Below are 19,597 nucleotides of genomic sequence, written 5' to 3' on the forward strand. Positions count from 1 at the left end.
TCATCCGCTCGACTTGCATGTGTTAGGCCTGCCGCCAGCGTTCAATCTGAGCCATGATCAAACTCTTCAGTTCAATACTGCTTGGGTTTTGAGAAAACCCTAAACTTGGCTCAGCAATCGCATGCTCAACTTAATGAGCTAAAACTCTCGAATTCACGAGTGTTACTTGCGTTGCTGATAATCAGTCGATCATCAGTCTTACATCACAAGCACCCACACGAATTGCTTGATTCAACTTGTTAAAGAGCGTTTGGCTGAGGCTTTCGTCTCAACCGAGGCGCGCATTCTACGCTAACCTCTTTTCCCGTCAAGCGTTATTTTCGAAAATCTCTTTTCTACTCAACCGCTTGCGCATCAGCGAAGGAAGCCTTCTCATCAGCGGGAGGCGCATTCTACAGCGATCAAGCTCACTGTCAAGCACCTCGATGACCTTCTCTTCAGCTCGCCGCCGGAGCAGCCAATGAAGAGCGGCAAGTGAATCACCTGCCTGATCACCACTTCCAACTTCGACCTACTGTAAGTGCTTGATTTTCAAGCTCTTTCAGCGCTTCGTCGCTGGGAGTGGTGCGCATTATAGGGAGTTTAAATTGGCCGTCAACGACTAATTTAAACTTTCTTTACTCGGCAACCAGGGAGACGCGTGCAAAGGCCTTCTTGCCAGCCTGCAGCACGTGAGTGGCGCCGATCTTGAAGACAAAGCTGCGATCCACGACTTCGCCATCCACGCGTACGCCACTGGAGGACAGCAGGTCGCGAGCGACCGCGGAGTTCTTCACCAGACCCGCCTTATTAAGGACAGCCCCGATCGGCAGATCTTCCGACGCCGCGACCTCTACTTCCGGCAGATCTTCCGGCAGCTCGCCATCCTTCAGACGGTTACCCGCGGACTTGTGCGCCGAAGCGGCAGCCTCTTCACCATGGAAGCGAGCAACGATTTCCTCGGCCAGCTTGATCTTGATATCGCGCGGGTTGGCGCCCGCCTCTACATCCTTCCTGAAGCCCTCGATCTCTTCCATCGAACGGAAGCTGAGCAGCTCGAAGTAACGCCACATCAGGGTGTCGGGAATCGAGACCAGCTTGCTGTACATGACACCCGGCGCCTCCTGGATGCCAATGTAGTTGCCCAGGGACTTGGACATCTTCTTCACGCCATCCAGACCTTCCAGCAGCGGCATGGTCAGGATGCACTGCGGATCCTGGCCATAGGCACGCTGCAGTTCACGCCCCATCAGCAGGTTGAACTTCTGATCGGTGCCGCCGAGCTCGACGTCAGCACGCAGCGCGACGGAGTCATAGCCCTGAACCAGCGGATAGAGGAACTCGTGAATGGCGATGGACTGGTTGCTGGCATAGCGTTTGCTGAAATCATCGCGTTCCAGCATGCGGGCAACGGTGTACTGGGAAGCCAGACGGATAAAGTCAGCAGGGGAAAGCTGGTCCATCCAGGTCGAGTTGAAGGCTACTTCGGTCTTCGCGGGGTCAAGAATCTTGAAAACCTGGGCCTTGTAGGTCTCGGCGTTCTCAAGAACCTGCTCGCGAGTGAGGGGAGGACGGGTAACACTTTTCCCACTGGGGTCACCGATCATCCCAGTGAAGTCGCCGATCAGGAAGATCACCTGGTGCCCCAGCTCCTGGAACTGGCGCAGCTTATTAATAAGAACGGTGTGGCCGAGGTGCAGGTCAGGGGCGGTCGGGTCGAATCCGGCCTTGATACGCAGGGGCTGGCCGCGCTTGAGCTTTTCGATCAGCTCGGCTTCCACGAGAATTTCGTCCGCTCCGCGCTTGATCAGCGCCAGCTGCTCTTCGACCGACTTCATTGCAGGTTCCTGTACGTTGCGAATTGCGAAAGGGAACCAACGATACAAGAACAGGCACTAAAAACAAGTTTTGCCCGGCGCCAGAGGACAGGACGTCAGAAGCCCGTCAGCAGGGTTGCCTCTGAGGGAATTTGATTATATTTTAGGCAGTTATTTCACATTCCAAAAACACCACTCATGCCATGACGCAATCCAATCAGAAAGCGCCGTACTATCCGAAGAGTCACCTGCTGGCCGCAAGCGGTGTAGCAGCGCTCCTCAGCTTGGCTCTGCTGGTGTTCCCCTCGGCCGAGGTCGAGGCGAAGAAGACCACGCTCAATCTCGAGCTGGACAGCGGTACCGAGCAGATCCTCCAGGAAAAAGACGACCTTCGACCCAATCCGGTCACGGAAGACGACGGCTCTTCGCCTTTTGCACAGATAGAAGGCCAGCCGGACAACCAGAACAGCGCCGAACAAGACGCGGACAAGAAGAACGATCTCGCCGACTCGAGCAAACAACCCTCCCCCTCCGCCCCCGCAGACCCTGCGTGGAAGAGCGTGACCGTGGGCAAGGGCGACACTCTTTCCAACGTGTTCGCGAAGGCCGGCCTGCCGGCGAACGTCGTGCACGACTTGCTTGCCGCCAACAAGGACGCCAAGCAGTTCACCCGTCTCGATGTCGGCCAGGACGTGGACTTCCTCATTGACGCCAAGGGCGAGTTGCAGGGCCTGAAGGTCAAGCGCAACGACCTGGAGACCATCAGCCTGAACAAGTCGGCCAAGGGCTATGACTTCAAGCGCGACCTGGTCAAGCCCTCGGTACACGCGAACTATGCCCACGGCCGCGTAGACAGCTCGCTGTTCGTGGCCGGCCGCAACGCTGGGCTATCCCATGATCTGATCATGTCGATGGCCAGCGTCCTCGGCTACGACATCGACTTCGCCCAGGATATCCGCGAGGGCGACGAGTTCGATGTGATCTACGAATCCCAGCAGGTGAAGGGCAAACAGGTGGGCACCGGGAGCATCCTCGCGGTGCGCTTCATCAACCGCGGCAAGGAATACACCGCGGTGCGCTACACCACCAAACAGGGCAACACCAGTTACCTGCGCGCCGACGGCAGCAGCATGCGCAAGGCATTCATCCGCACGCCGGTGGACTTTGCCCGCATCAGCTCGCGCTTCTCGATTGGGCGTTTCCACCCCATCCTGAACAAGATTCGTGCACACAAGGGCGTGGACTACGCCGCACCGATCGGCACCCCGATCAAGGCCACCGGCGATGGCAAGATCCTCGAAGCCGGCCGCAAGGGCGGCTACGGCAACGCCGTGGTGATCCAGCACGGCCAGCGCTATCGCACCGTGTACGGCCACATGAGCCGCTTCGCCAAGGGCATCCGCTCCGGCGTGGCAGTGAAGCAGGGCCAGATCATCGGTTACGTCGGCATGACCGGCCTCGCCACCGGCCCGCACCTGCATTACGAGTTCCAGGTCAACGGTCAGCACGTCGACCCCCTGAGCGCCAAGCTGCCGACGGCCGATCCGCTCAGCGGGCCGGAACGCAAGCGTTTCCTGGCTCAGACCCAACCGCTGATCGCTCGCATGGACCAGGAGAAGGCAACCTTCCTGGCCCTGAACAAGCGCTGATCCATGCCGCTCTATCTGGGGGTGATGTCCGGAACCAGTCTCGACGGGCTGGACATCGCCCTGATCGAGCAAGGCGAGCAGACCACTCTGCTCGCCTCCCACTATATCCCCATGCCTGCCACGCTTCGCGCCGACCTGCTGGCGCTCTGCTCTTCCGGTCCGGACGAAGTCGCCCGCTCCGCCCTCGCGGAAAACAGTTGGGTGCGCCTGGCCGCCCAAGGCATCAAGCAACTGCTGGCCCGTGAAAACCTGGACGCCAGTGAGATTCGCGCCATTGGCAGTCACGGCCAGACCATTCGTCATGAGCCGCACCTGGGCTTCACCGTACAGATTGGCAACCCGGCACTGCTCGCCGAGCTGACCGGCATCGACGTAATTGCCGACTTCCGCCGCCGCGACGTGGCAGCCGGCGGCCAGGGCGCGCCCCTGGTTCCAGCCTTCCACCAGGCGCTGTTCGGCCGGGATAGCCGAGAGTGCGCGATCCTCAACATTGGCGGCTTCAGCAACGTCTCCCTGCTCAGCCCCGGCCAACCCGTGCGTGGATTCGACTGCGGTCCGGGCAACGTGCTGCTGGACGCCTGGATTCAGGAGCAACGCGGCGAAGCCTACGATCGCGATGGCGCTTGGGCAGCCAGCGGCAGCATCGACCCGGCATTGCTGCACGACATGCTGGCGGACGACTTCTTCGCCGCCAAAGGCCCGAAAAGCACCGGCCGCGAACGCTTCAACCTGAACTGGCTGGCTTCGCTTCTTGCCAAGCACACTGCGGTAAAAGCCGAAGATGTACAGGCGACCCTGCTGGAGCTGACGGCACACAGCATTGCCGCTGCCCTGCTGGATGCGCAGCCCGGTTGCCAGGAAGTGGTGGTCTGTGGCGGCGGAGCTTTCAACACCACCCTGATGCAACGCCTGGCGGTGCAGATGCCGGGCGCCAGCGTGATCAGCAGCATCGATCGCGGCGTGCCGCCGGAATGGATGGAAGCCATGGCCTTCGCCTGGCTGGCTCATCGTTTCCTCGAGCGTCTGCCCGGCAACTGCCCGGAAGTCACTGCCGCCCAGGGGCCGCGCATTCTGGGTGGGCTCTACCCGGCCTGAGCCGAGCGCACAAACAAAAACGCCGCGCAATTGCGCGGCGTTTTCATGTCTACAGCCTCAGATCGAGAAGGACTGGCCGCAGCCACAGGTGGTCGCTGCGTTCGGGTTCTTGATGACGAACCGCGAACCTTCGAGGCCTTCCTGGTAGTCCACTTCCGCACCGGCGAGGTACTGGAAGCTCATCGGGTCGACCACGAGGCTGACACCGTCGCGCTCGACGATGGTGTCGTCGTCCGCGGTGTCTTCATCGAAGGTGAACCCGTACTGGAAGCCCGAGCAGCCACCGCCTGTGACGAACACCCGCAGCTTCAGTCGCGGATTGCCTTCTTCGTCGATCAGGTTCTTCACCTTGGTCGCAGCGCCGAGGGAAAACACCAGCGGAGTGGGGGTGAAGGTTTCGATGGTCATGGTGACAACTCTCCCGGCCGAGGCCGTACGTTACAACATTGCGGGCTATTATCCGCTTACCCCAGAAAAACGGTCAACTAATCCGACTCATCCTTTGGTCCAGATCAATCGACCGCCTCCCGGGGCGATCCTTCCTTACGGCAGCAGCGCGACGTTGGACAGGCCCATGTGCTCGTCCAGGCCGAACAGGATGTTCATGCTCTGGATCGCCTGGCCGGACGCGCCTTTCACCAGGTTGTCGATCACCGACAGGATCACCACCAGATCGCCGCCCTGCGGACGATGCACCGCGATGCGGCAGACGTTGGCGCCGCGCACGCTGCGGGTTTCCGGATGGCTGCCGGCCGGCATCACGTCGACGAACGGTTCATTGGCATAGCGCTCTTCATAGAGCTTCTGCAGATCGACGCCACGGTCGGCCACGCGCGCATACAGGGTTGCGTGAATGCCACGGATCATCGGGGTCAGGTGCGGGACGAAGGTCAGGCCGACATCGCCTTTTGCGGCGCGGCGCAGGCCCTGGCTGATTTCCGGCAGGTGACGGTGACCCTTGACCGAGTAAGCCATCATGCTCTCACCAGCCTCGCAGAACAGCGAACCGACCTTGGCGCCACGACCGGCACCGCTGACGCCGGACTTGCAGTCAGCGATCAGTTGGCTGGCATCAGCCAGGCCCTTCTCCAGCAGCGGGATGAAGCCGAGCTGGGTGGCGGTCGGATAGCAGCCGGGAACAGCGATCAGGCGCGCAGCCTTGATGGCCTCGCGGTTGACTTCCGGCAGGCCGTAGACGGCTTCGGGCAGCAGTTCGGGCGCGCCGTGGGGCTGGCCGTACCACTTGGCCCACTCCTCGGCGTCCTGCAGGCGGAAGTCGGCGGACAGGTCGATCACCCGGGTACCGGTGGCCAGCAGCTCGCCGGCCAGGGCATGGGCCACACCGTGCGGGGTAGCGAAGAACACCACGTCGCAGTCGCCCAGACGCTTCACGTCCGGCACGCTGAACGCCAGGCCGTCATAGTGGCCTCGCAGGTTCGGGTACATGTCGGCGACTTTCACGCCCTCCTCGGAGCGCGAGGTAATCACCTCGACGCGCGCCTGGGGATGCTGTGCCAGCAGACGCAGCAGTTCCACGCCCGTATAACCCGTGCCACCTACGATACCGACCTTGATCATCTACCTGTCACTCCACCTATGGGGCCAAATTCAGGGGCAACCATGATATGAGCCGCTGCCCCCGCTGAACAGAGCGAATCCGCATGGGGTCGACCATTCTGTCGGCCCGCGGTTTCCCCTTTCCGATCAGCGCACCGGCAAGCGCAGCTCCCGACACCAATCGACACGGGAAAACGATCACCGCCGCAGCGCTGCTGCGCCGAGGATGACGCCATTGCACCACGCCACTACTATCGGCTCATCACCGATCCGAGGAAGTCCCGATGCTGTACCTGTGGCTCAAAGCCTTTCACATCATTGCCGTGGTCTGCTGGTTCGCTGGCCTGTTCTACCTGCCGCGCCTGTTCGTCTACCACGCCATGAGCGAGGACGCCGCGAGCCGCGAGCGCTTCTGCGTGATGGAGCGCAAGCTGTACCGCGGCATCATGGGGCCGTCGATGATCCTCACCATCGTCCTCGGCGCCTGGATGCTCTACCTCAATCCGGCCTGGCTGAGCCAGGGCTGGCTGCACGCCAAGCTCACCCTGGTGGTCCTGCTGATCGGCTACCACCACGCCTGCGGGGCCATGCTCAAGCGCTTCGCCCGTGGCGAGAACGCCCGCAGCCACGTGTTCTACCGTTGGTTCAACGAAGTACCGGTACTGTTCCTGCTGGCCATCGTCATTCTGGTGGTGGTCAAACCCTTCTGACCCGACAAGGAGACCGTCATGTCCCTGCCCGCCCTGCTCGACCGCCGCCTGCGCGTGCCCCTGGTGGCGGCACCGATGTTCCTGGTGTCCACTCCGCAACTGGTGCTGGCCTGCTGCAAGGGCGGCATCGTCGGCAGCTTCCCGGCGCTGAACCAGCGCGAAAGCAGCGGCTTCAAGGCCTGGCTGGAGGAAATCGAAGCGGGCCTCGCCGCCGATCCCAAGGCGGCGCCCTATGCGGTGAATCTCATCGTCCACCACAGCAACCCGCGCCTGCAGGCGGACCTGGCGCTGTGCGTGGAGCATCGGGTGCCCATCGTCATCACCAGCCTGGGTGCCGTGCGCGAGGTAGTGGATGCGGTGCACAGCTATGGCGGACTGGTCTTCCACGACGTCACCACCCGCCGCCATGCCGAAAAGGCTGCGGAGGCCGGGGTCGACGGCCTGATCGCGGTTGCCGCCGGCGCTGGCGGCCATGCCGGTACCTGGAGTCCCTTCGCGCTGGTCGCGGAAATCCGCCAGTTCTTCGACAAGACCCTGCTGCTGGCCGGCTGCATCAACCACGGCCACGAGATTCTCGCCGCCCAGGTGCTCGGGGCCGACCTCGCCTATCTCGGCACGCGCTTCATCGCCACCCGCGAGAGCAATGCGTCCACCGACTACAAGCGGATGCTGCTCGAAGCCCGCGCCGCCGACATCATCCATACGCCCGCAGTGTCCGGCGTACCGGCCAGCTTCATGCGCCAGAGCCTGGAGGCCGCCGGCTTCGACCTGAAGCGCCTGACCGACAAGGCCGACATCAACTATGGCGAGAAGCTCAAGCCGGTGAGCGACGAGGCCAAGGCCTGGAAGACCGTCTGGTCGGCCGGCCAGGGCGTAGGCAACATCCATGACCTGCCGTCCGTGGAGGAGCTCATCGCACGGCTCGACAACGAATACCGCCAGGCCCTGACCCGCAGCACGACGCTGCCCGGCCACCTGCTGGTCTGAGCAGCCCCACCGTCTGCCGATATGTGCATCGGGGCAACTTGTTGCCCCTCAATGGCGCTATTACGCTGTATCGATCTCACCACAGCCCGCTGACAAGGATGCCCCAATGGACCAAGCCCGTTTCAAGATCGTGTTCGACGGCACGCTGATGCCGCAGACGCCACTGGAAACCGCCAAGGAGAATCTCGCCCGCCTGTTCAAGAGCGACACGTCGAAGATCGACGCGCTGTTCAGCGGCAAACCCGTAGTCCTCAAGCGCGACCTCTCTGACGACGAAGCCGACAAGTACCTCCGCGCCCTGCATGGCGCAGGCGCCAACGCCCGCAAGGAAGCCGAGGAACGGGCGGGAGGCCTGAGCCTGGTCGAGACCGACGACCATCCCAGCGAAGCGACGGCTGCCAACCAGGCTCCCGCCGAAACGATCCGCGACGACCAGATGGCCTGCCCCAAATGCGGGCATGTACAGCTCAAGGCCAGCGACTGCGCCGCCTGCGGCATCATCATCGAGCGCTACCTCGCCCGCCAGACAGAGATGAACGCCAGCGCGGCGGCAACCGGCATGAGTGCATCGACCGCCTCCCCCTATGCGCCGCCGCAGGCCCACGTGGGTGATGAGCTGCCAGAGTTCGGCGAGCTCAGGCCCTTCACCACCGAGGGGCGTATCGGCCGGGTGCGCTACCTGGGCTGGAGCATGGCGCTGTTCCTGGTCGGCATTCCGATCTTCCTGCTGGTGGCCGGTGCCTTCGCCCTGTCCCAGACGCTGGGCATCCTGCTCGCGGCCGTCGTGTTCATCGCCTACGTGGTCGTCGGCATCATGATGGGCGTCCAGCGCCTGCACGATGTCGGCTGGTCGGGATGGCTGATGCTGCTCAACATCGTCCCGGTGGTCGGCAGCGTGTTCCCTCTGCTGATGATGCTGATCCCCGGCAACGACGGCGCCAACCGCTACGGTCCGCCGCCGCCGCCCAACAGCCGCGGCGTGGTGGCGCTGGCCTGGAGCATGGTGATCGTTCCGGTGGTGTTCGGTATCCTTGCCGCCATCGCGATTCCCAGTTACGAGCAGTACGTCGAGCGCAGCCATGCGGCCCAGTACCAGCAGGCCGAACCGGATGCCGCCGCCCCGGCCGAACCGTCCAGCGAGTTCAACAGCGGCGATACCGAAGGCGCGGACTCCGACGACGCCGGCAGCACCGACCAGTAATGCAACAACCCGTGGCGGGCGTGGTCGAACGCCACCCCGCCACAGAGACCTTTGAATGCCTCGTTTTGCCCTCATTACCGGCGCCTCCAGCGGCATCGGCCTGGCGCTGGCCGAAGCCCTCGCCCGGCGCGGCCAGGCGCTGATCCTGGTTGCCCGCCAGCGCGACGCGCTGGACAGCATCGCCTGTGAGCTGTCGCAACGCTTCGGCGTCGAGGTGCTGTTCCGCGTCTGCGATCTCTCCGAGCCGCTGCAGATCTCCGGCCTGCTCCACGAACTGGAGCAAAGCGGGCGGCAGATCGAGCTGCTGGTGAACAACGCCGGCATCGGCACCTCGGGCGCCTTCGTCGATCATGACTGGTCCGGCGAGCAGGAACTGCTGGAGCTCAACGTGCTCGCCGTGGCGCGCCTGTGTCACGGCATCGGCGCCATGATGGAGCGCAGCGGCGGCGGGCAGATTCTCAACGTCGCTTCAATGGCCGGATTGCTGCCCGGCCCGTGGATGAGCAGCTATTACGCCAGCAAGGCGTTCGTGCTGCACTTCTCCGAAGGCCTGCGCGAAGAGCTGAAAAAACGCGGCATCAAGGTCTCCGTACTCTGCCCCGGTCCCACCCGCACCGCGTTCTACCGCAACGCCGACATGCACCTGGGCAAGGTCGGCAACGACAAGCGGATCATGTCCCCGGAACAGGTCGCCTTTCTCACCGTGAAGGCCCTGCGCCGAGCGCCCGCCATCATCATTCCCGGCTGGCGCAACCGTCTGTTTGCCCAGGGTGTGCGACTGCTGCCGCGCTGGGTCATGCGCAAACTCGCCGGTCGGATCAACCGCATGGCGCTGGCCAGCTGAGGCGAACTCAGTCGGCCCGCACGGTGCGGCCGTCGGCCCACTCCCGCAATGCGGCCAACTCCTCCGCCATCACCACCGACAGCGGCGCCGTCCGCCGGATTTCCTCCAGCAGCAAGGACTGATCCACCGACTTCTGCCGTGCCTGGGCGGCATAAAAGGCGCCGACCACGGCCTGCTCGATCTCCGCGCCGGAAAAGCCCTCGGCGGCATCGGCCAGCGCGCCCGGCTCGAACTGCGCCACATCCAGTTCGCGGCGCGCGAGGTGGATGCGAAAGATGTCCATGCGTACATCGCGATCCGGCAGATCGACGAAGAACAGCTCGTCGAAGCGCCCCTTGCGCACCAGTTCCGGCGGCAGGCGGTCGATGGCATTGGCGGTGGCGACCATGAATACCGGCGCCTTGCGTTCGGACATCCAGGTCAGCAGGGTACCGAGCACACGCTGGCTGACCCCGTTGTCCTGGTCGCCGGTGGCCACGCCCTTCTCGATCTCGTCCGCCCAGAGCACGCAAGGCGACATGCTGTCAGCCAGGTGCAGCGCCTCGCGCAGGTTGCGCTCGGTCTCGCCGAAATACTTGTTGTACAGACTGCCGAAATCCAGACGCAGCAGCGGCAGGCCCCAGAGCCCGGCGACAGCCTTCGCCGCGAGGCTCTTGCCGCCGCCCTGCACGCCGACCAGCAGCACGCCCTTGGGCAGGTCTTTCTCCTTGCCCTCGGTGAAGGCGCCCTGCCGCTCGCCGAGCCAGCGCTTGAGGTTCGCCAGCCCGCCCACTTCGGCGAAGCGCGCAGTGTCGTGCTCGAAGCTGAGCACGCCATCCAGGTTGAGCAGCTCGAATTTGGTGCGATTGAGTTCCGGCAAGTCTTCCTGGGTGATCGCACCGTCGTTGCAGATCACGCCCCGCGCCAGCAAACGGGCCTCGCCGTGGCTCAGGCCACGCAGGTTCTTCACCACCTGGCGCAGGGTGCGATTGTCAGTGCGCACGCGCGCTCCGCTGTTGCGCTCGCTCCAGCGCGCGGCCTCCTCGCGGACGATGCCCACCAGTTCGTCCTCGGAGGGCAGCGACAGTGCGAAACGCGCGGCGAAACGCTGGATCTCCGCGGGCAGCTTCAGCGCATGGGAGACCAGTATCACCGTGGGCTTGAACGTCCCTTCGGCCATGGCGATCTCCTTGAGCAGGCGGACCGCGCGGGGACTCTCATTGAGATAGGGATGCAGGTCGCAGAGCACGTAGAGGGTCGGCTGCGGATCGGCCTTGATCAGCCGCAGTGCGGTTTCCGCCTCTCGGCTGTCGCCCTCTCCCTGCGGCTCGCCGCCGAATCCCAGGCGCTGCAGGCCCTCGGTCGCCGACCACAGCCGCAGGTCGAGCCCACGGCGCACCGCAAGGCCGGTCAGGGTCTCCAGCACCCTTGGCTCGTCCCAGGACTCGATCACGATCAGCTTGACCCTGGAATCGAGCACCAGGCCCAGATCATGGATGTCGTTCTGCACGCTGGCTCCTTGCGAATACCGCCGCGAGTCTGGGCGGTGCGGGTCACGGCCGCTAAACTCCTGTTCCAGCCAACCAGATCGGAGGAACGTCCGTGGACTGTTTGTTCTGCAAGATCGTCGCCGGGGAGATTCCCGCGCGCAAGCTCTATGAAGATGACCAGGTGATAGCCTTCCATGACATCGGCCCGCAGGCGCCGGTGCACTTCCTGGTGGTTCCCAAGAAACACATCGCCACCCTCAACGACCTGCAGGAAGCGGACAAGCCGCTGGCCGGCCATATCCTCTTCACCGCCCAGCGCCTGGCGAAGGAATTGGCCTGCGACGAAGGCTTCCGTGTGGTGATGAACTGCAATGACCTGGGCGGACAGACCGTGCATCACATCCACATGCATGTGCTCGGCCAGCGTCAGATGCATTGGCCGCCGGGCTAGTAACCGGCTACCGGGACTCTTTGCGCGCACCACGGCAAGACCTGTCATCCGCCATCCGGTAAACTGCCGGGCGAATGTTCTTACCGGAGGTGCGCCATGTCCGCCGACCGTCACTACTCCCCCGCCGACCGCTTCCTGCTGCAGGCCGATGCCGCCTTGCGTACCCTGCTGCCCTTCAGCGGTCACCCCGGGCGCCCGTCACCTGCCATCGTCCAGCCGGACGCCGAGCTCAGCGAAACCGATGCCCGCCACGTCGCCGGGCTGATGCGCATCAATCACACCGGTGAAGTCTGCGCCCAGGCGCTGTACCAGGGCCAGGCGCTGACCGCCAAGCTGCCGAAAGTGCGCAAGGCCATGGAAGCCGCCGCCGACGAAGAAGTCGATCACCTGGCCTGGTGCGAACAGCGCATCCGCGAACTGGGCAGCCGCCCGAGCCTGCTCAACCCGCTGTTCTACGGCCTGTCGTTCGGCGTCGGCGCCGCCGCCGGCCTGATCAGCGACCGCGTCAGCCTCGGCTTCGTCGCCGCCACCGAGGACCAGGTGTGCAAGCACCTCGACGAACACCTGACGGAGATTCCCGCCGAGGACCAGAAGTCCCGCGCCATCCTGGAACAGATGCGTTCCGATGAACAGCACCACGCCACCAGCGCCATCGAGGCCGGCGGCCTGCGCTTCCCGGCGCCGGTGAAGTTCGGCATGACCCTGCTGTCGAAGGTGATGACCAAGTCCACCTACCGGATCTGAACCGGCCAGAAACGAAAAAGGGCGCCCACCGGGCGCCCTTTTTCGTTTCCACTATCGAGCGTTACGAACGCAGGAGAGACAAGGCGAAAAGCCGTATCTCCCAGCGCAGTCGCCCGATCAGCGCGGCATGTTGCGCGCGTAGAAGATTTCCAGCATCTCATGACGCACACGCTCTTCCACCTGCTTGCGCTGCTCGGGCGACAGGTTGCGGGTCGCATCGCCGAACAGGTAGTTATCCAGGTCGAATTCCTTGAGCAGCATCTTGGTGTGGAACATGTTCTCCTGGTACACGTTCACGTCGGTCATTTGATAGGCCTCGTACGTGTCGTCGGAGAGATAGTTCTGGATCGAGTTGATCTCGTGGTCGATGAAGTGCTTCTTGCCTTCCACGTCGCGGGTGAAGCCACGTACGCGGTAATCCACGGTGACGATGTCCGAGTCGAACTGGTGGATCAGGTAGTTGAGCGCCTTGAGCGGCGAGATGACGCCGCAGGTCGACACATCGATGTCCACCCGGAAGGTCGCAATGCCTTCCACCGGATGGATCTCCGGATAGGTGTGCACGGTGATGTGGCTCTTGTCGAGGTGCGCCAGGATGGTTTCCGGTAGCGGCCCCGGGGATTCCTCGATCTGGCTGTCGGTCGGGGTGACCGGCTGCTCGGAGATCAGGATGGTCACGCTGGCGCCTTGCGGATCGTAGTCCTGACGCGCGATGTTCAGGATGTTTGCGCCAATGATGTCGACAACATCGGTGAGGATCTGCGTGAGACGTTCGGCATCGTACTCTTCGTCGATGTACTGCACGTAGGCCTGCTGGTCTTCAGGCGTCTCGGCATAGCAGATGTCATAGATGTTGAAGCTCAAGGTCTTCGTCAGGTTGTTGAACCCGTGGAGCTTGAGTTTGCTTTTCACCGTGGGAACTCTCTTCAATGCGGCTCTGCCGCGTGGTTGAGCATGCCCGTCAGATGCGTACGGCGCACCTGCGTAGGACGGTTTACACCTCTTCGCGATGGCGATTGTGGTTGCTTGGTTTCGGGCCGGAGGGCCCGGAAAAAAGGTGGCGCATTATGCAGAGGTCAGGCGACCTCTGCCAGAGTTTGCGCACCCTTGATGATGAAAGGATGAAGCTGGCTGTCAGCCGAGTTCGACGATCTCGTAGTCGTGAGTGATCTCGACGCCGGCGCGGCCGAGCATGATCGAGGCGGAGCAGTACTTCTCGGCCGACAGCTCGACCGCACGCTTGACCTGCGCTTCCTTCAGCCCACGGCCCTTGACCACGAAGTGCACGTGGATCTTGGTGAATACCTTCGGGTCTTCGCTGGCGCGCTCGGCTTCGAGGAAGGCCTCGCAGCTTTCTACCGGCTGGCGGCCCTTCTTCAGGATGCTCACCACGTCGAAGTTGGTGCAGCCGCCCAGGCCAAGCAGCAGCATTTCCATCGGGCGCACGCCCAGATTGCGACCACCGGCATCCGGCGGACCGTCCATCACCACCACGTGGCCGCTGCCGGACTCGCCGAGAAACATCGCTTCGCCAGCCCACTGGATTCGCGCTTTCATTGAGAAGAACTCCGCCGAAAAAAGGGGCGCCAGCTTATCACAGCCCTTTCCACCGCCCAGGGGAGGCGCCGGCTGTTAGCTGTGTCTCAATTCGGCGAGGCCTACAGACATTTATCACTTAAGCTGGCGCCATTTTACTGGCACACTCTCGGAAATTGTCCCGACGAATGTTCCGGTTTTCCCATTGTTGGTAACACGTCGTCTGTTAATCTCTTGCCCGATTACCTACAGGCAAGTCATTGCACCAAGGGACAATCTTGCCGCCCTGGGGATCGAGGGGGATCAGCCAGGGACATGCGGCGCCACTACTCATACTGAATAAAAAATCATTAGACGCCTGTTGTGCAAAGGCCACTCTTTTACTTTCCGGGACTCGGGCATGGTAGCTATTACCCTTACACCCAAAATCAAGAACCTCGACAAGCTTCTCGCGCACTGCCACCGCCGCCGCTTCACCGCCAAGAGCACCATCATCTACGCCGGGGATCGCTGCGAGAGCCTGTTCTTCATCATCAAGGGGTCGGTCACCGTCCTGATCGAGGACGACGATGGTCGCGAGATGATCATCGGCTATCTCAACACCGGCGACTTCTTCGGGGAGATGGGGCTCTTCGAGAAGGAAGGCAGCGCCAGCCAGGAGCGCAGCGCCTGGGTCCGCGCCAAGACCGAGTGCGAAGTCGCCGAGATCAGCTATGCCAAGTTCCGTGAACTGAGCCAGCAGGACCCGGAGATTCTCTTCACCCTCGGCAGCCAGATGGCCGACCGCCTGCGCAAGACCACCCGCAAGGTCGGCGACCTGGCCTTCCTCGACGTCACCGGCCGTGTCGCCCGTACCCTGCTGGACCTGTGCCAGCAACCGGACGCCATGACCCACCCGGACGGCATGCAGATCAAGATCACCCGCCAGGAAATCGGCCGCATCGTCGGCTGCTCCCGCGAGATGGTCGGCCGCGTGCTCAAGAGCCTGGAGGAACAGGGTCTGGTGCACGTGAAGGGCAAGACCATGGTGGTCTTCGGCACTCGCTGAGATTTCCGTGGATGCAAAAAAGCCGGCAATCGCCGGCTTTTTTGTGTCCGCAGGAACGATCAGTCCGGATCGGCGCCCAGCTTGACCTTGCCCTGTTCGGGGAAGAACAGGCGCTTGAGCTCGGTACCCGGCTCCTCGGCACGCATGAAGGCTTCGCCCACCAGGAAGCCGAACACGTCGCTGACTTCCATCAGCTCGACGTCGGCGCGGTTGAGGATGCCGCTCTCGGTGATCACCATGCGGTCGCGCGGGATTTCCGGCAGCAGGTCGAGGGTGGTTTCCAGGCTCACCTCGAAGGTGTGCAGGTTGCGGTTGTTGATACCCACCAGCGGAGTGTCCAGGGTCTTCAGCGCACGCTCCAGTTCCGGGGCATCGTGCACCTCCACCAGCACGTCGAGGCCGACGTCCTTGGCCACCGAGGCCAGCTCAGCCATGCGCGCATCGTCCAGCGCCGAGACGATCAGCAGAATGCAGTCGGCGCCAATGGCACGGGCTTCAACCACCTGGTACGGATCGATCATGAAGTCCTTGCGGATCACCGGCAGCTTGCACGCGGCACGGGCTTCCTTGAGGTAGGCATCGCTACCCAGGAAGAAGTCCACGTCGGTCAGCACGGACAGGCAGGCTGCGCCGCCTTCCTGATAGCTGCGGGCGATATCGGCCGGGTCGAAATTCTCGCGCAGGACGCCCTTGCTCGGCGAAGCCTTCTTCACTTCGGCGATGACCGCCGGCTCGCGGCGCTTGGCGCGCTCCAGCAGGGCATTGGCGAAACCGCGCGGGGCGTCAGCGGCGCGCGCCAGCTGCTCGAGCTCGGCGATGCTGACGCGGGTGCGGCGTTCGGCGACTTCTTCGGCCTTGCGGGCCAGGATCTTCTGCAGAACCGTCGGCACACTCACTGTGCGTTCTCCTCTCGGTAAACGGCGGTGAAGGCCGCCAGCTCTTCCATCTTCTCCCGCGCCAGCCCCGTGTGCAGGGCGTCGTGGGCCAGTTGTATGCCTTCGTGCAGGCTGGTGGCCAGGTCCGCGGCGTAGAGCGCGGCGCCGGCGTTGAGCACGATCAGCTCGGCAGCCTTCTGCCCGGCTTCGGTCTTGCGCCGACCGAGGGCGTCACGGATCAGCTCCAGCGACTGCTGTGGGCTGTCCACGGTCAGGCCGATCAGGCTCTGGCTCTTGATGCCGAAGTCTTCCGGCTGCACTTCGTATTCGCTGACCACGCCGTCCTTCAGCTCGGCGACATGGGTCGGCGCGGCGAGGCTGAACTCGTCCAGGCCGTCGCGGGAATGCACCACCAGGATGTGCTCGCTGCCCAGGCGCTTGAGCACCTCGGCCAGCGGGCGGCACAGCGCCTGGCTGAACACACCGACCACCTGGTGCTTCACGCCGGCCGGATTGGTCAGCGGGCCGAGCATGTTGAACAGGGTACGCAGCCCCAGCTCGCGGCGCGGCGCGGCGGCGTGCTTCATGGCCTTGTGGTGGACCTGGGCGAACATGAAGCCGACGCCGACGGTCTCGATGCAGCGCTTCACCTGAACCGGCTTGAGGTCCAGGTAGATGCCGGCGGCTTCCAGCAGGTCGGCGCTGCCACTCTTGCCGGAGACTGCGCGGTTACCGTGCTTGGCGACCTTGCCACCCGCCGCGGCGACCACGAAGGCAGCCGCCGAGGACACGTTGAAGATGTTGGCGCCGTCGCCACCGGTGCCGACCACGTCGACCACGTGCTTCAGGCTATCCAGTTCGACCTGGTCGGCCAGCTCGCGCATCACAGAAACGGCGCCGACGATCTCGTCGATGGTCTCGCTCTTCATCCGCATGCCCATGAGGAAGGCGCCGATCTGCGCGTCGGTGCACTGCCCGGTCATGATCTCGCGCATGACGTCCTGCATTTCCTCGGTAGTCAGGTCCAGCTGGTTGACCACACGGCCGAGGGCTTCCTTGATGTTCATGCGCGCACCCCACCGGTCTGCTTGAGGAAGTTGGCCAGCATTTCATGGCCCTGTTCGGAGAGGATCGACTCCGGGTGGAACTGCACGCCCTCGACGTTCAGCGTCTTGTGCCGCAGGCCCATGATCTCGTCGACCGAGCCGTCCTCCAGCGCAGTCCAGGCGGTGATCTCCAGGCAGTCGGGCAGCGTCTCGCGCTTGACCACCAGGGAGTGGTAGCGGGTCTGGGTCAGCGGATTGTTCAGGCCGGCGAATACGCCCAGGTCCTTGTGGAACACCGGGCTGACCTTGCCGTGCATGACCTGGCGAGCCCGCACCACATCGCCACCGAAGGCCTGGCCGATGGACTGGTGGCCCAGGCACACGCCCAGCAGCGGCAGCTTGCCGGCGAAGCGTTCGATGACTTCCAGGGACACGCCCGCCTCGTTCGGCGTGCACGGACCGGGGGACAGGACGATGCGTTCGGGATTGAGCGCGGCGATCTGGTCGACGCTCAGTTCATCGTTACGAATAACGTGGATGTCGGCCTTCAACTCGGCGAAGTACTGCACCAGGTTGTAGGTGAAGGAGTCGTAGTTATCGATCATCAGCAGCATGTCTGCTCGAACCTCATGATTGCACTGCTTTCGGATCGCGCCATCGTCGACACCCGTTGCGGCCTCGCAGGCTGCGCGAATCTGGCAATTATGCCAGCGGATGGGGGAAATGGACGCGTAAGAAGAGACCGGCGCTATGCCGGGAAAGAAGGAATCAGGCGCGCCAGCGCCAACGGGCGAATGCCTTGAGGAGGGAGGTGATGATGCGGCTGCGGTGGATCACGGTTGCGGTCTCGCCTAGCGATGCCCGAACAGTAGCCCAAGGCCGGGCGCCAGCGCAATACGCACGGCGTGCCTGCCGACGATTCGGTAGCACAGACGATCTCTGCGCAGGATGAAGGGGCTTTTGATTTTGTAGGAGCGGACTCCGTCCGCGATGAGCCGCGCGCACGACCAGATCGCGGACGGAGTCCGCTCCGACGGAAAAGAAAAGCCCCGCCGAAGCGGGGCCTTTTCAACGAGCAGGCAACTCAATCGCGGCCATGCACCTTGGCGGTGTGCTCGGCCAGCGCCACAGCGCGGAACATCGCGCGGCGCTTGTTGATGGTTTCTTCCCACTCCGCCGCCGGCACCGAGTCGGCGACGATGCCGCCACCGGCCTGCACATGCAGTTCGCCGTTCTTGATCACCGCGGTGCGGATGGCGATGGCGGTGTCCATGTTGCCGTTCCAGGCCAGGTAACCCACAGCGCCGCCGTAGACACCCCGCTTGACCGGCTCCAGCTCGTCGATGATCTCCATGGCACGGATCTTCGGCGCACCGGACAGGGTGCCGGCCGGCAGGATGGCGCGCAGGGCGTCCATTGCGCTCATGCCGTCCTTCAGCTGGCCGTTCACGTTGGAGACGATGTGCATGACGTTGGAGTAGCGCTCGATCACCATCTGCTCGGTGACCTTCACGCTGCCAGTCTGCGACACGCGGCCGACATCGTTGCGACCCAGGTCAATGAGCATCAGGTGCTCGGCGATTTCCTTGGCGTCGGAGAGCAGGTCTTCTTCCAGCGCGCGGTCGGCCTCTTCGGTGGCGCCACGCGGGCGGGTGCCAGCGATGGGGCGCACGGTGACTTCGCCGTCCTCGACGCGCACCAGCACTTCCGGCGAGCTGCCGACGACGTGGAAGTCGCCGAAGTTGAAGAAGTACATGTAGGGCGTCGGGTTGAAGCAGCGCAGCGCGCGGTACAGGTCGATCGGCGCGGCGGCGAAGTCGATGGACATGCGCTGCGACGGCACCACCTGCATGCAGTCGCCGGCCAGGATGTACTCCTTGATGGTGCCGACGGCACGCTCGTAGTCCTCGCGGGTGAAGCTGGCGCGGAACTGCGGCTCCGGCGCGTTCACCGCGCTGAAGTCCAGGCCGCGGCGCGGGGTGATCGGCTGGCGCAGGCGCTCCAGCAGTTCTTCCAGCTGGGCCAGGCCCTGGTCGTAGGCGTCGGCCTGGGCCGGATCGGCGAGGACGATGGCGTGCATCTTGCCGGCAAGGTTGTCGAACACGACCACCGCGTCGGACACCATCAGCAGGATGTCGGGGTTGTTCAGCGGATCGGGGTTCGGGCACTGCGCCAGGCGCTGCTCGACGTAGCGCACGCAGTCATAGCCGAAGTAGCCGACCAGGCCGCCGTTGAAGCGCGGCAGACCGGCGAGGGTCGGCACGCGGTAGCGCTCCTTGAACTCCTCGACGAAGGCCAGCGGGTCGGCGCATTCGAAGCTCTCGGTCTCGACGCCGTCGACCTTGATGCTCGCCTGGTGGCCGTACACACGCAGCACGGTGCGGCTGGGCAGGCCGATGATGGAGTAGCGACCCCACTTCTCACCGCCCTGCACGGATTCGAGCAGGTAGGTGTTGGGGCCGTCGGCCAGCTTCAGGTAGATCGACAGCGGGGTATCGAAGTCGGCCAGGGTTTCGCAGGTCAGCGGGATGCGGTTGTAGCCTTCGGCGGCCAGGCGCTGGAATTCTTCGCGGGTCATGATCAGCCTCG

At 63.6% G+C, this 19,597-nt stretch carries 19 protein-coding genes and 1 rRNA gene; 9 read left to right on the forward strand and 11 right to left on the reverse strand.

The window, feature by feature from the left end:
- Positions 1 to 73: ribosomal RNA gene (locus tag ACQ5BL_RS15590) — 16S ribosomal RNA — on the reverse strand; the annotation flags it as partial.
- Between the two features lie 544 nt (positions 74 to 617).
- Complete coding sequence (gene tyrS, locus ACQ5BL_RS15595; protein WP_207887522.1) at positions 618 to 1,817, reverse strand: tyrosine--tRNA ligase; 1,200 nt, start codon at positions 1,815 to 1,817, stop codon at positions 618 to 620.
- Between the two features lie 182 nt (positions 1,818 to 1,999).
- Here tyrS and ACQ5BL_RS15600 point away from each other — a divergent pair, with 182 nt between their 5' ends.
- Both ACQ5BL_RS15600 and ACQ5BL_RS15605 read left to right on the forward strand, forming a co-directional pair.
- On the forward strand, positions 2,000 to 3,445 hold the full coding sequence (locus tag ACQ5BL_RS15600; protein ID WP_207887523.1) for a peptidoglycan DD-metalloendopeptidase family protein: 1,446 nt from the start codon (positions 2,000 to 2,002) through the stop codon (positions 3,443 to 3,445).
- A 3-nt stretch (positions 3,446 to 3,448) separates the two neighbouring features.
- Positions 3,449 to 4,540 (forward strand): anhydro-N-acetylmuramic acid kinase, encoded by a 1,092-nt coding sequence (locus ACQ5BL_RS15605; protein ID WP_430293184.1) that lies wholly within the window; start codon positions 3,449 to 3,451, stop codon positions 4,538 to 4,540.
- A 57-nt stretch (positions 4,541 to 4,597) separates the two neighbouring features.
- Here the strand turns inward: ACQ5BL_RS15605 and erpA are convergent, their stop codons facing one another.
- Positions 4,598 to 4,948, reverse strand: a complete 351-nt coding sequence (gene erpA, locus ACQ5BL_RS15610) for an iron-sulfur cluster insertion protein ErpA (RefSeq protein WP_152219878.1) — start codon at positions 4,946 to 4,948, stop codon at positions 4,598 to 4,600.
- 135 nt (positions 4,949 to 5,083) lie between these two features.
- A complete protein-coding gene (gene argC, locus ACQ5BL_RS15615; protein ID WP_243807840.1) occupies positions 5,084 to 6,118 on the reverse strand; it encodes an N-acetyl-gamma-glutamyl-phosphate reductase in 1,035 nt (344 codons plus the stop codon).
- 266 nt (positions 6,119 to 6,384) lie between these two features.
- Here argC and hemJ point away from each other — a divergent pair, with 266 nt between their 5' ends.
- The 4 genes from hemJ (at position 6,385) to ACQ5BL_RS15635 (ending at position 9,839) form a co-directional block, all read left to right on the forward strand.
- Positions 6,385 to 6,807: a protoporphyrinogen oxidase HemJ gene (gene hemJ, locus ACQ5BL_RS15620; protein WP_207887583.1), complete on the forward strand. Its 423-nt coding sequence runs from the start codon at positions 6,385 to 6,387 to the stop codon at positions 6,805 to 6,807.
- 18 nt (positions 6,808 to 6,825) lie between these two features.
- On the forward strand, positions 6,826 to 7,794 hold the full coding sequence (locus tag ACQ5BL_RS15625) for an NAD(P)H-dependent flavin oxidoreductase (protein WP_207887526.1): 969 nt from the start codon (positions 6,826 to 6,828) through the stop codon (positions 7,792 to 7,794).
- Between the two features lie 106 nt (positions 7,795 to 7,900).
- Entirely contained in the window at positions 7,901 to 8,995 is a 1,095-nt protein-coding gene (locus tag ACQ5BL_RS15630; RefSeq protein WP_243807841.1) for a DUF805 domain-containing protein, read from the forward strand.
- A gap of 55 nt (positions 8,996 to 9,050) precedes the next feature.
- Positions 9,051 to 9,839, forward strand: a complete 789-nt coding sequence (locus ACQ5BL_RS15635) for an SDR family NAD(P)-dependent oxidoreductase (RefSeq protein ID WP_243807842.1) — start codon at positions 9,051 to 9,053, stop codon at positions 9,837 to 9,839.
- A gap of 7 nt (positions 9,840 to 9,846) precedes the next feature.
- On the opposite strand, the gene ACQ5BL_RS15640 is transcribed toward ACQ5BL_RS15635, so the two are convergent.
- Positions 9,847 to 11,328 (reverse strand): AAA family ATPase, encoded by a 1,482-nt coding sequence (locus tag ACQ5BL_RS15640; protein ID WP_207887529.1) that lies wholly within the window; start codon positions 11,326 to 11,328, stop codon positions 9,847 to 9,849.
- 92 nt (positions 11,329 to 11,420) lie between these two features.
- On the opposite strand from ACQ5BL_RS15640, the gene ACQ5BL_RS15645 reads away from it, so the two are divergent.
- Together ACQ5BL_RS15645 and coq7 are read left to right on the forward strand one after the other, a co-directional pair.
- On the forward strand, positions 11,421 to 11,759 hold the full coding sequence (locus ACQ5BL_RS15645; protein ID WP_243807843.1) for a histidine triad nucleotide-binding protein: 339 nt from the start codon (positions 11,421 to 11,423) through the stop codon (positions 11,757 to 11,759).
- Between the two features lie 96 nt (positions 11,760 to 11,855).
- Positions 11,856 to 12,503 (forward strand): 2-polyprenyl-3-methyl-6-methoxy-1,4-benzoquinone monooxygenase, encoded by a 648-nt coding sequence (gene coq7, locus ACQ5BL_RS15650; protein WP_207887531.1) that lies wholly within the window; start codon positions 11,856 to 11,858, stop codon positions 12,501 to 12,503.
- A gap of 117 nt (positions 12,504 to 12,620) precedes the next feature.
- Here coq7 and speD read toward each other — a convergent pair whose 3' ends face one another.
- Both speD and ACQ5BL_RS15660 read right to left on the reverse strand, forming a co-directional pair.
- Positions 12,621 to 13,415 carry an adenosylmethionine decarboxylase gene (gene speD, locus ACQ5BL_RS15655; RefSeq protein ID WP_207887532.1) on the reverse strand — a complete coding sequence of 265 codons (795 nt, stop codon included), beginning with the start codon at positions 13,413 to 13,415 and terminating at the stop codon, positions 12,621 to 12,623.
- A 222-nt stretch (positions 13,416 to 13,637) separates the two neighbouring features.
- Complete coding sequence (locus ACQ5BL_RS15660) at positions 13,638 to 14,060, reverse strand: OsmC family protein (protein ID WP_152219856.1); 423 nt, start codon at positions 14,058 to 14,060, stop codon at positions 13,638 to 13,640.
- 379 nt (positions 14,061 to 14,439) lie between these two features.
- Here ACQ5BL_RS15660 and crp point away from each other — a divergent pair, with 379 nt between their 5' ends.
- Positions 14,440 to 15,087 (forward strand): cAMP-activated global transcriptional regulator CRP, encoded by a 648-nt coding sequence (gene crp, locus ACQ5BL_RS15665; protein ID WP_207887533.1) that lies wholly within the window; start codon positions 14,440 to 14,442, stop codon positions 15,085 to 15,087.
- A 59-nt stretch (positions 15,088 to 15,146) separates the two neighbouring features.
- On the opposite strand, the gene trpC is transcribed toward crp, so the two are convergent.
- The 4 genes from trpC to trpE all read right to left on the reverse strand — a co-directional run bounded on the left by trpC (position 15,147) and on the right by trpE (position 19,586).
- A complete protein-coding gene (trpC, locus tag ACQ5BL_RS15670; protein WP_243807845.1) occupies positions 15,147 to 15,983 on the reverse strand; it encodes an indole-3-glycerol phosphate synthase TrpC in 837 nt (278 codons plus the stop codon).
- Positions 15,980 to 17,029 (reverse strand): anthranilate phosphoribosyltransferase, encoded by a 1,050-nt coding sequence (gene trpD / locus ACQ5BL_RS15675; protein WP_243807847.1) that lies wholly within the window; start codon positions 17,027 to 17,029, stop codon positions 15,980 to 15,982. The genes trpC and trpD overlap by 4 nt, the downstream gene beginning before the upstream one ends.
- On the reverse strand, positions 17,026 to 17,622 hold the full coding sequence (locus ACQ5BL_RS15680) for an aminodeoxychorismate/anthranilate synthase component II (protein WP_207887536.1): 597 nt from the start codon (positions 17,620 to 17,622) through the stop codon (positions 17,026 to 17,028). The genes trpD and ACQ5BL_RS15680 overlap by 4 nt, the downstream gene beginning before the upstream one ends.
- Before the next feature lie 470 nt (positions 17,623 to 18,092).
- Positions 18,093 to 19,586: an anthranilate synthase component I gene (gene trpE / locus ACQ5BL_RS15685; RefSeq protein WP_243807849.1), complete on the reverse strand. Its 1,494-nt coding sequence runs from the start codon at positions 19,584 to 19,586 to the stop codon at positions 18,093 to 18,095.
- Between the last annotated feature and the right edge of the window lie 11 nt (positions 19,587 to 19,597).

The sequence above is a fragment of the Pseudomonas sp. B1-22 genome (assembly GCF_050474425.1).
GTDB lineage: Bacteria > Pseudomonadota > Gammaproteobacteria > Pseudomonadales > Pseudomonadaceae > Pseudomonas.

Excerpts from the sequence above, each read along its gene's own strand:
- tyrS (WP_207887522.1), bottom strand. The coding sequence starts at position 1,817 with ATGAAGTCGGTCGAAGAGCAGCTGGCGCTGATCAAGCGCGGAGCGGAC.
- ACQ5BL_RS15600 (WP_207887523.1), top strand. The coding sequence starts at position 2,000 with ATGACGCAATCCAATCAGAAAGCGCCGTACTATCCGAAGAGTCACCTG.
- ACQ5BL_RS15605 (WP_430293184.1), top strand. The coding sequence starts at position 3,449 with ATGCCGCTCTATCTGGGGGTGATGTCCGGAACCAGTCTCGACGGGCTG.
- erpA (WP_152219878.1), bottom strand. The coding sequence starts at position 4,948 with ATGACCATCGAAACCTTCACCCCCACTCCGCTGGTGTTTTCCCTCGGC.
- argC (WP_243807840.1), bottom strand. The coding sequence starts at position 6,118 with ATGATCAAGGTCGGTATCGTAGGTGGCACGGGTTATACGGGCGTGGAA.
- ACQ5BL_RS15625 (WP_207887526.1), top strand. The coding sequence starts at position 6,826 with ATGTCCCTGCCCGCCCTGCTCGACCGCCGCCTGCGCGTGCCCCTGGTG.
- ACQ5BL_RS15630 (WP_243807841.1), top strand. The coding sequence starts at position 7,901 with ATGGACCAAGCCCGTTTCAAGATCGTGTTCGACGGCACGCTGATGCCG.
- ACQ5BL_RS15635 (WP_243807842.1), top strand. The coding sequence starts at position 9,051 with ATGCCTCGTTTTGCCCTCATTACCGGCGCCTCCAGCGGCATCGGCCTG.
- coq7 (WP_207887531.1), top strand. The coding sequence starts at position 11,856 with ATGTCCGCCGACCGTCACTACTCCCCCGCCGACCGCTTCCTGCTGCAG.
- ACQ5BL_RS15660 (WP_152219856.1), bottom strand. The coding sequence starts at position 14,060 with ATGAAAGCGCGAATCCAGTGGGCTGGCGAAGCGATGTTTCTCGGCGAG.
- crp (WP_207887533.1), top strand. The coding sequence starts at position 14,440 with ATGGTAGCTATTACCCTTACACCCAAAATCAAGAACCTCGACAAGCTT.
- trpD (WP_243807847.1), bottom strand. The coding sequence starts at position 17,029 with ATGAACATCAAGGAAGCCCTCGGCCGTGTGGTCAACCAGCTGGACCTG.
- ACQ5BL_RS15680 (WP_207887536.1), bottom strand. The coding sequence starts at position 17,622 with ATGCTGCTGATGATCGATAACTACGACTCCTTCACCTACAACCTGGTG.
- trpE (WP_243807849.1), bottom strand. The coding sequence starts at position 19,586 with ATGACCCGCGAAGAATTCCAGCGCCTGGCCGCCGAAGGCTACAACCGC.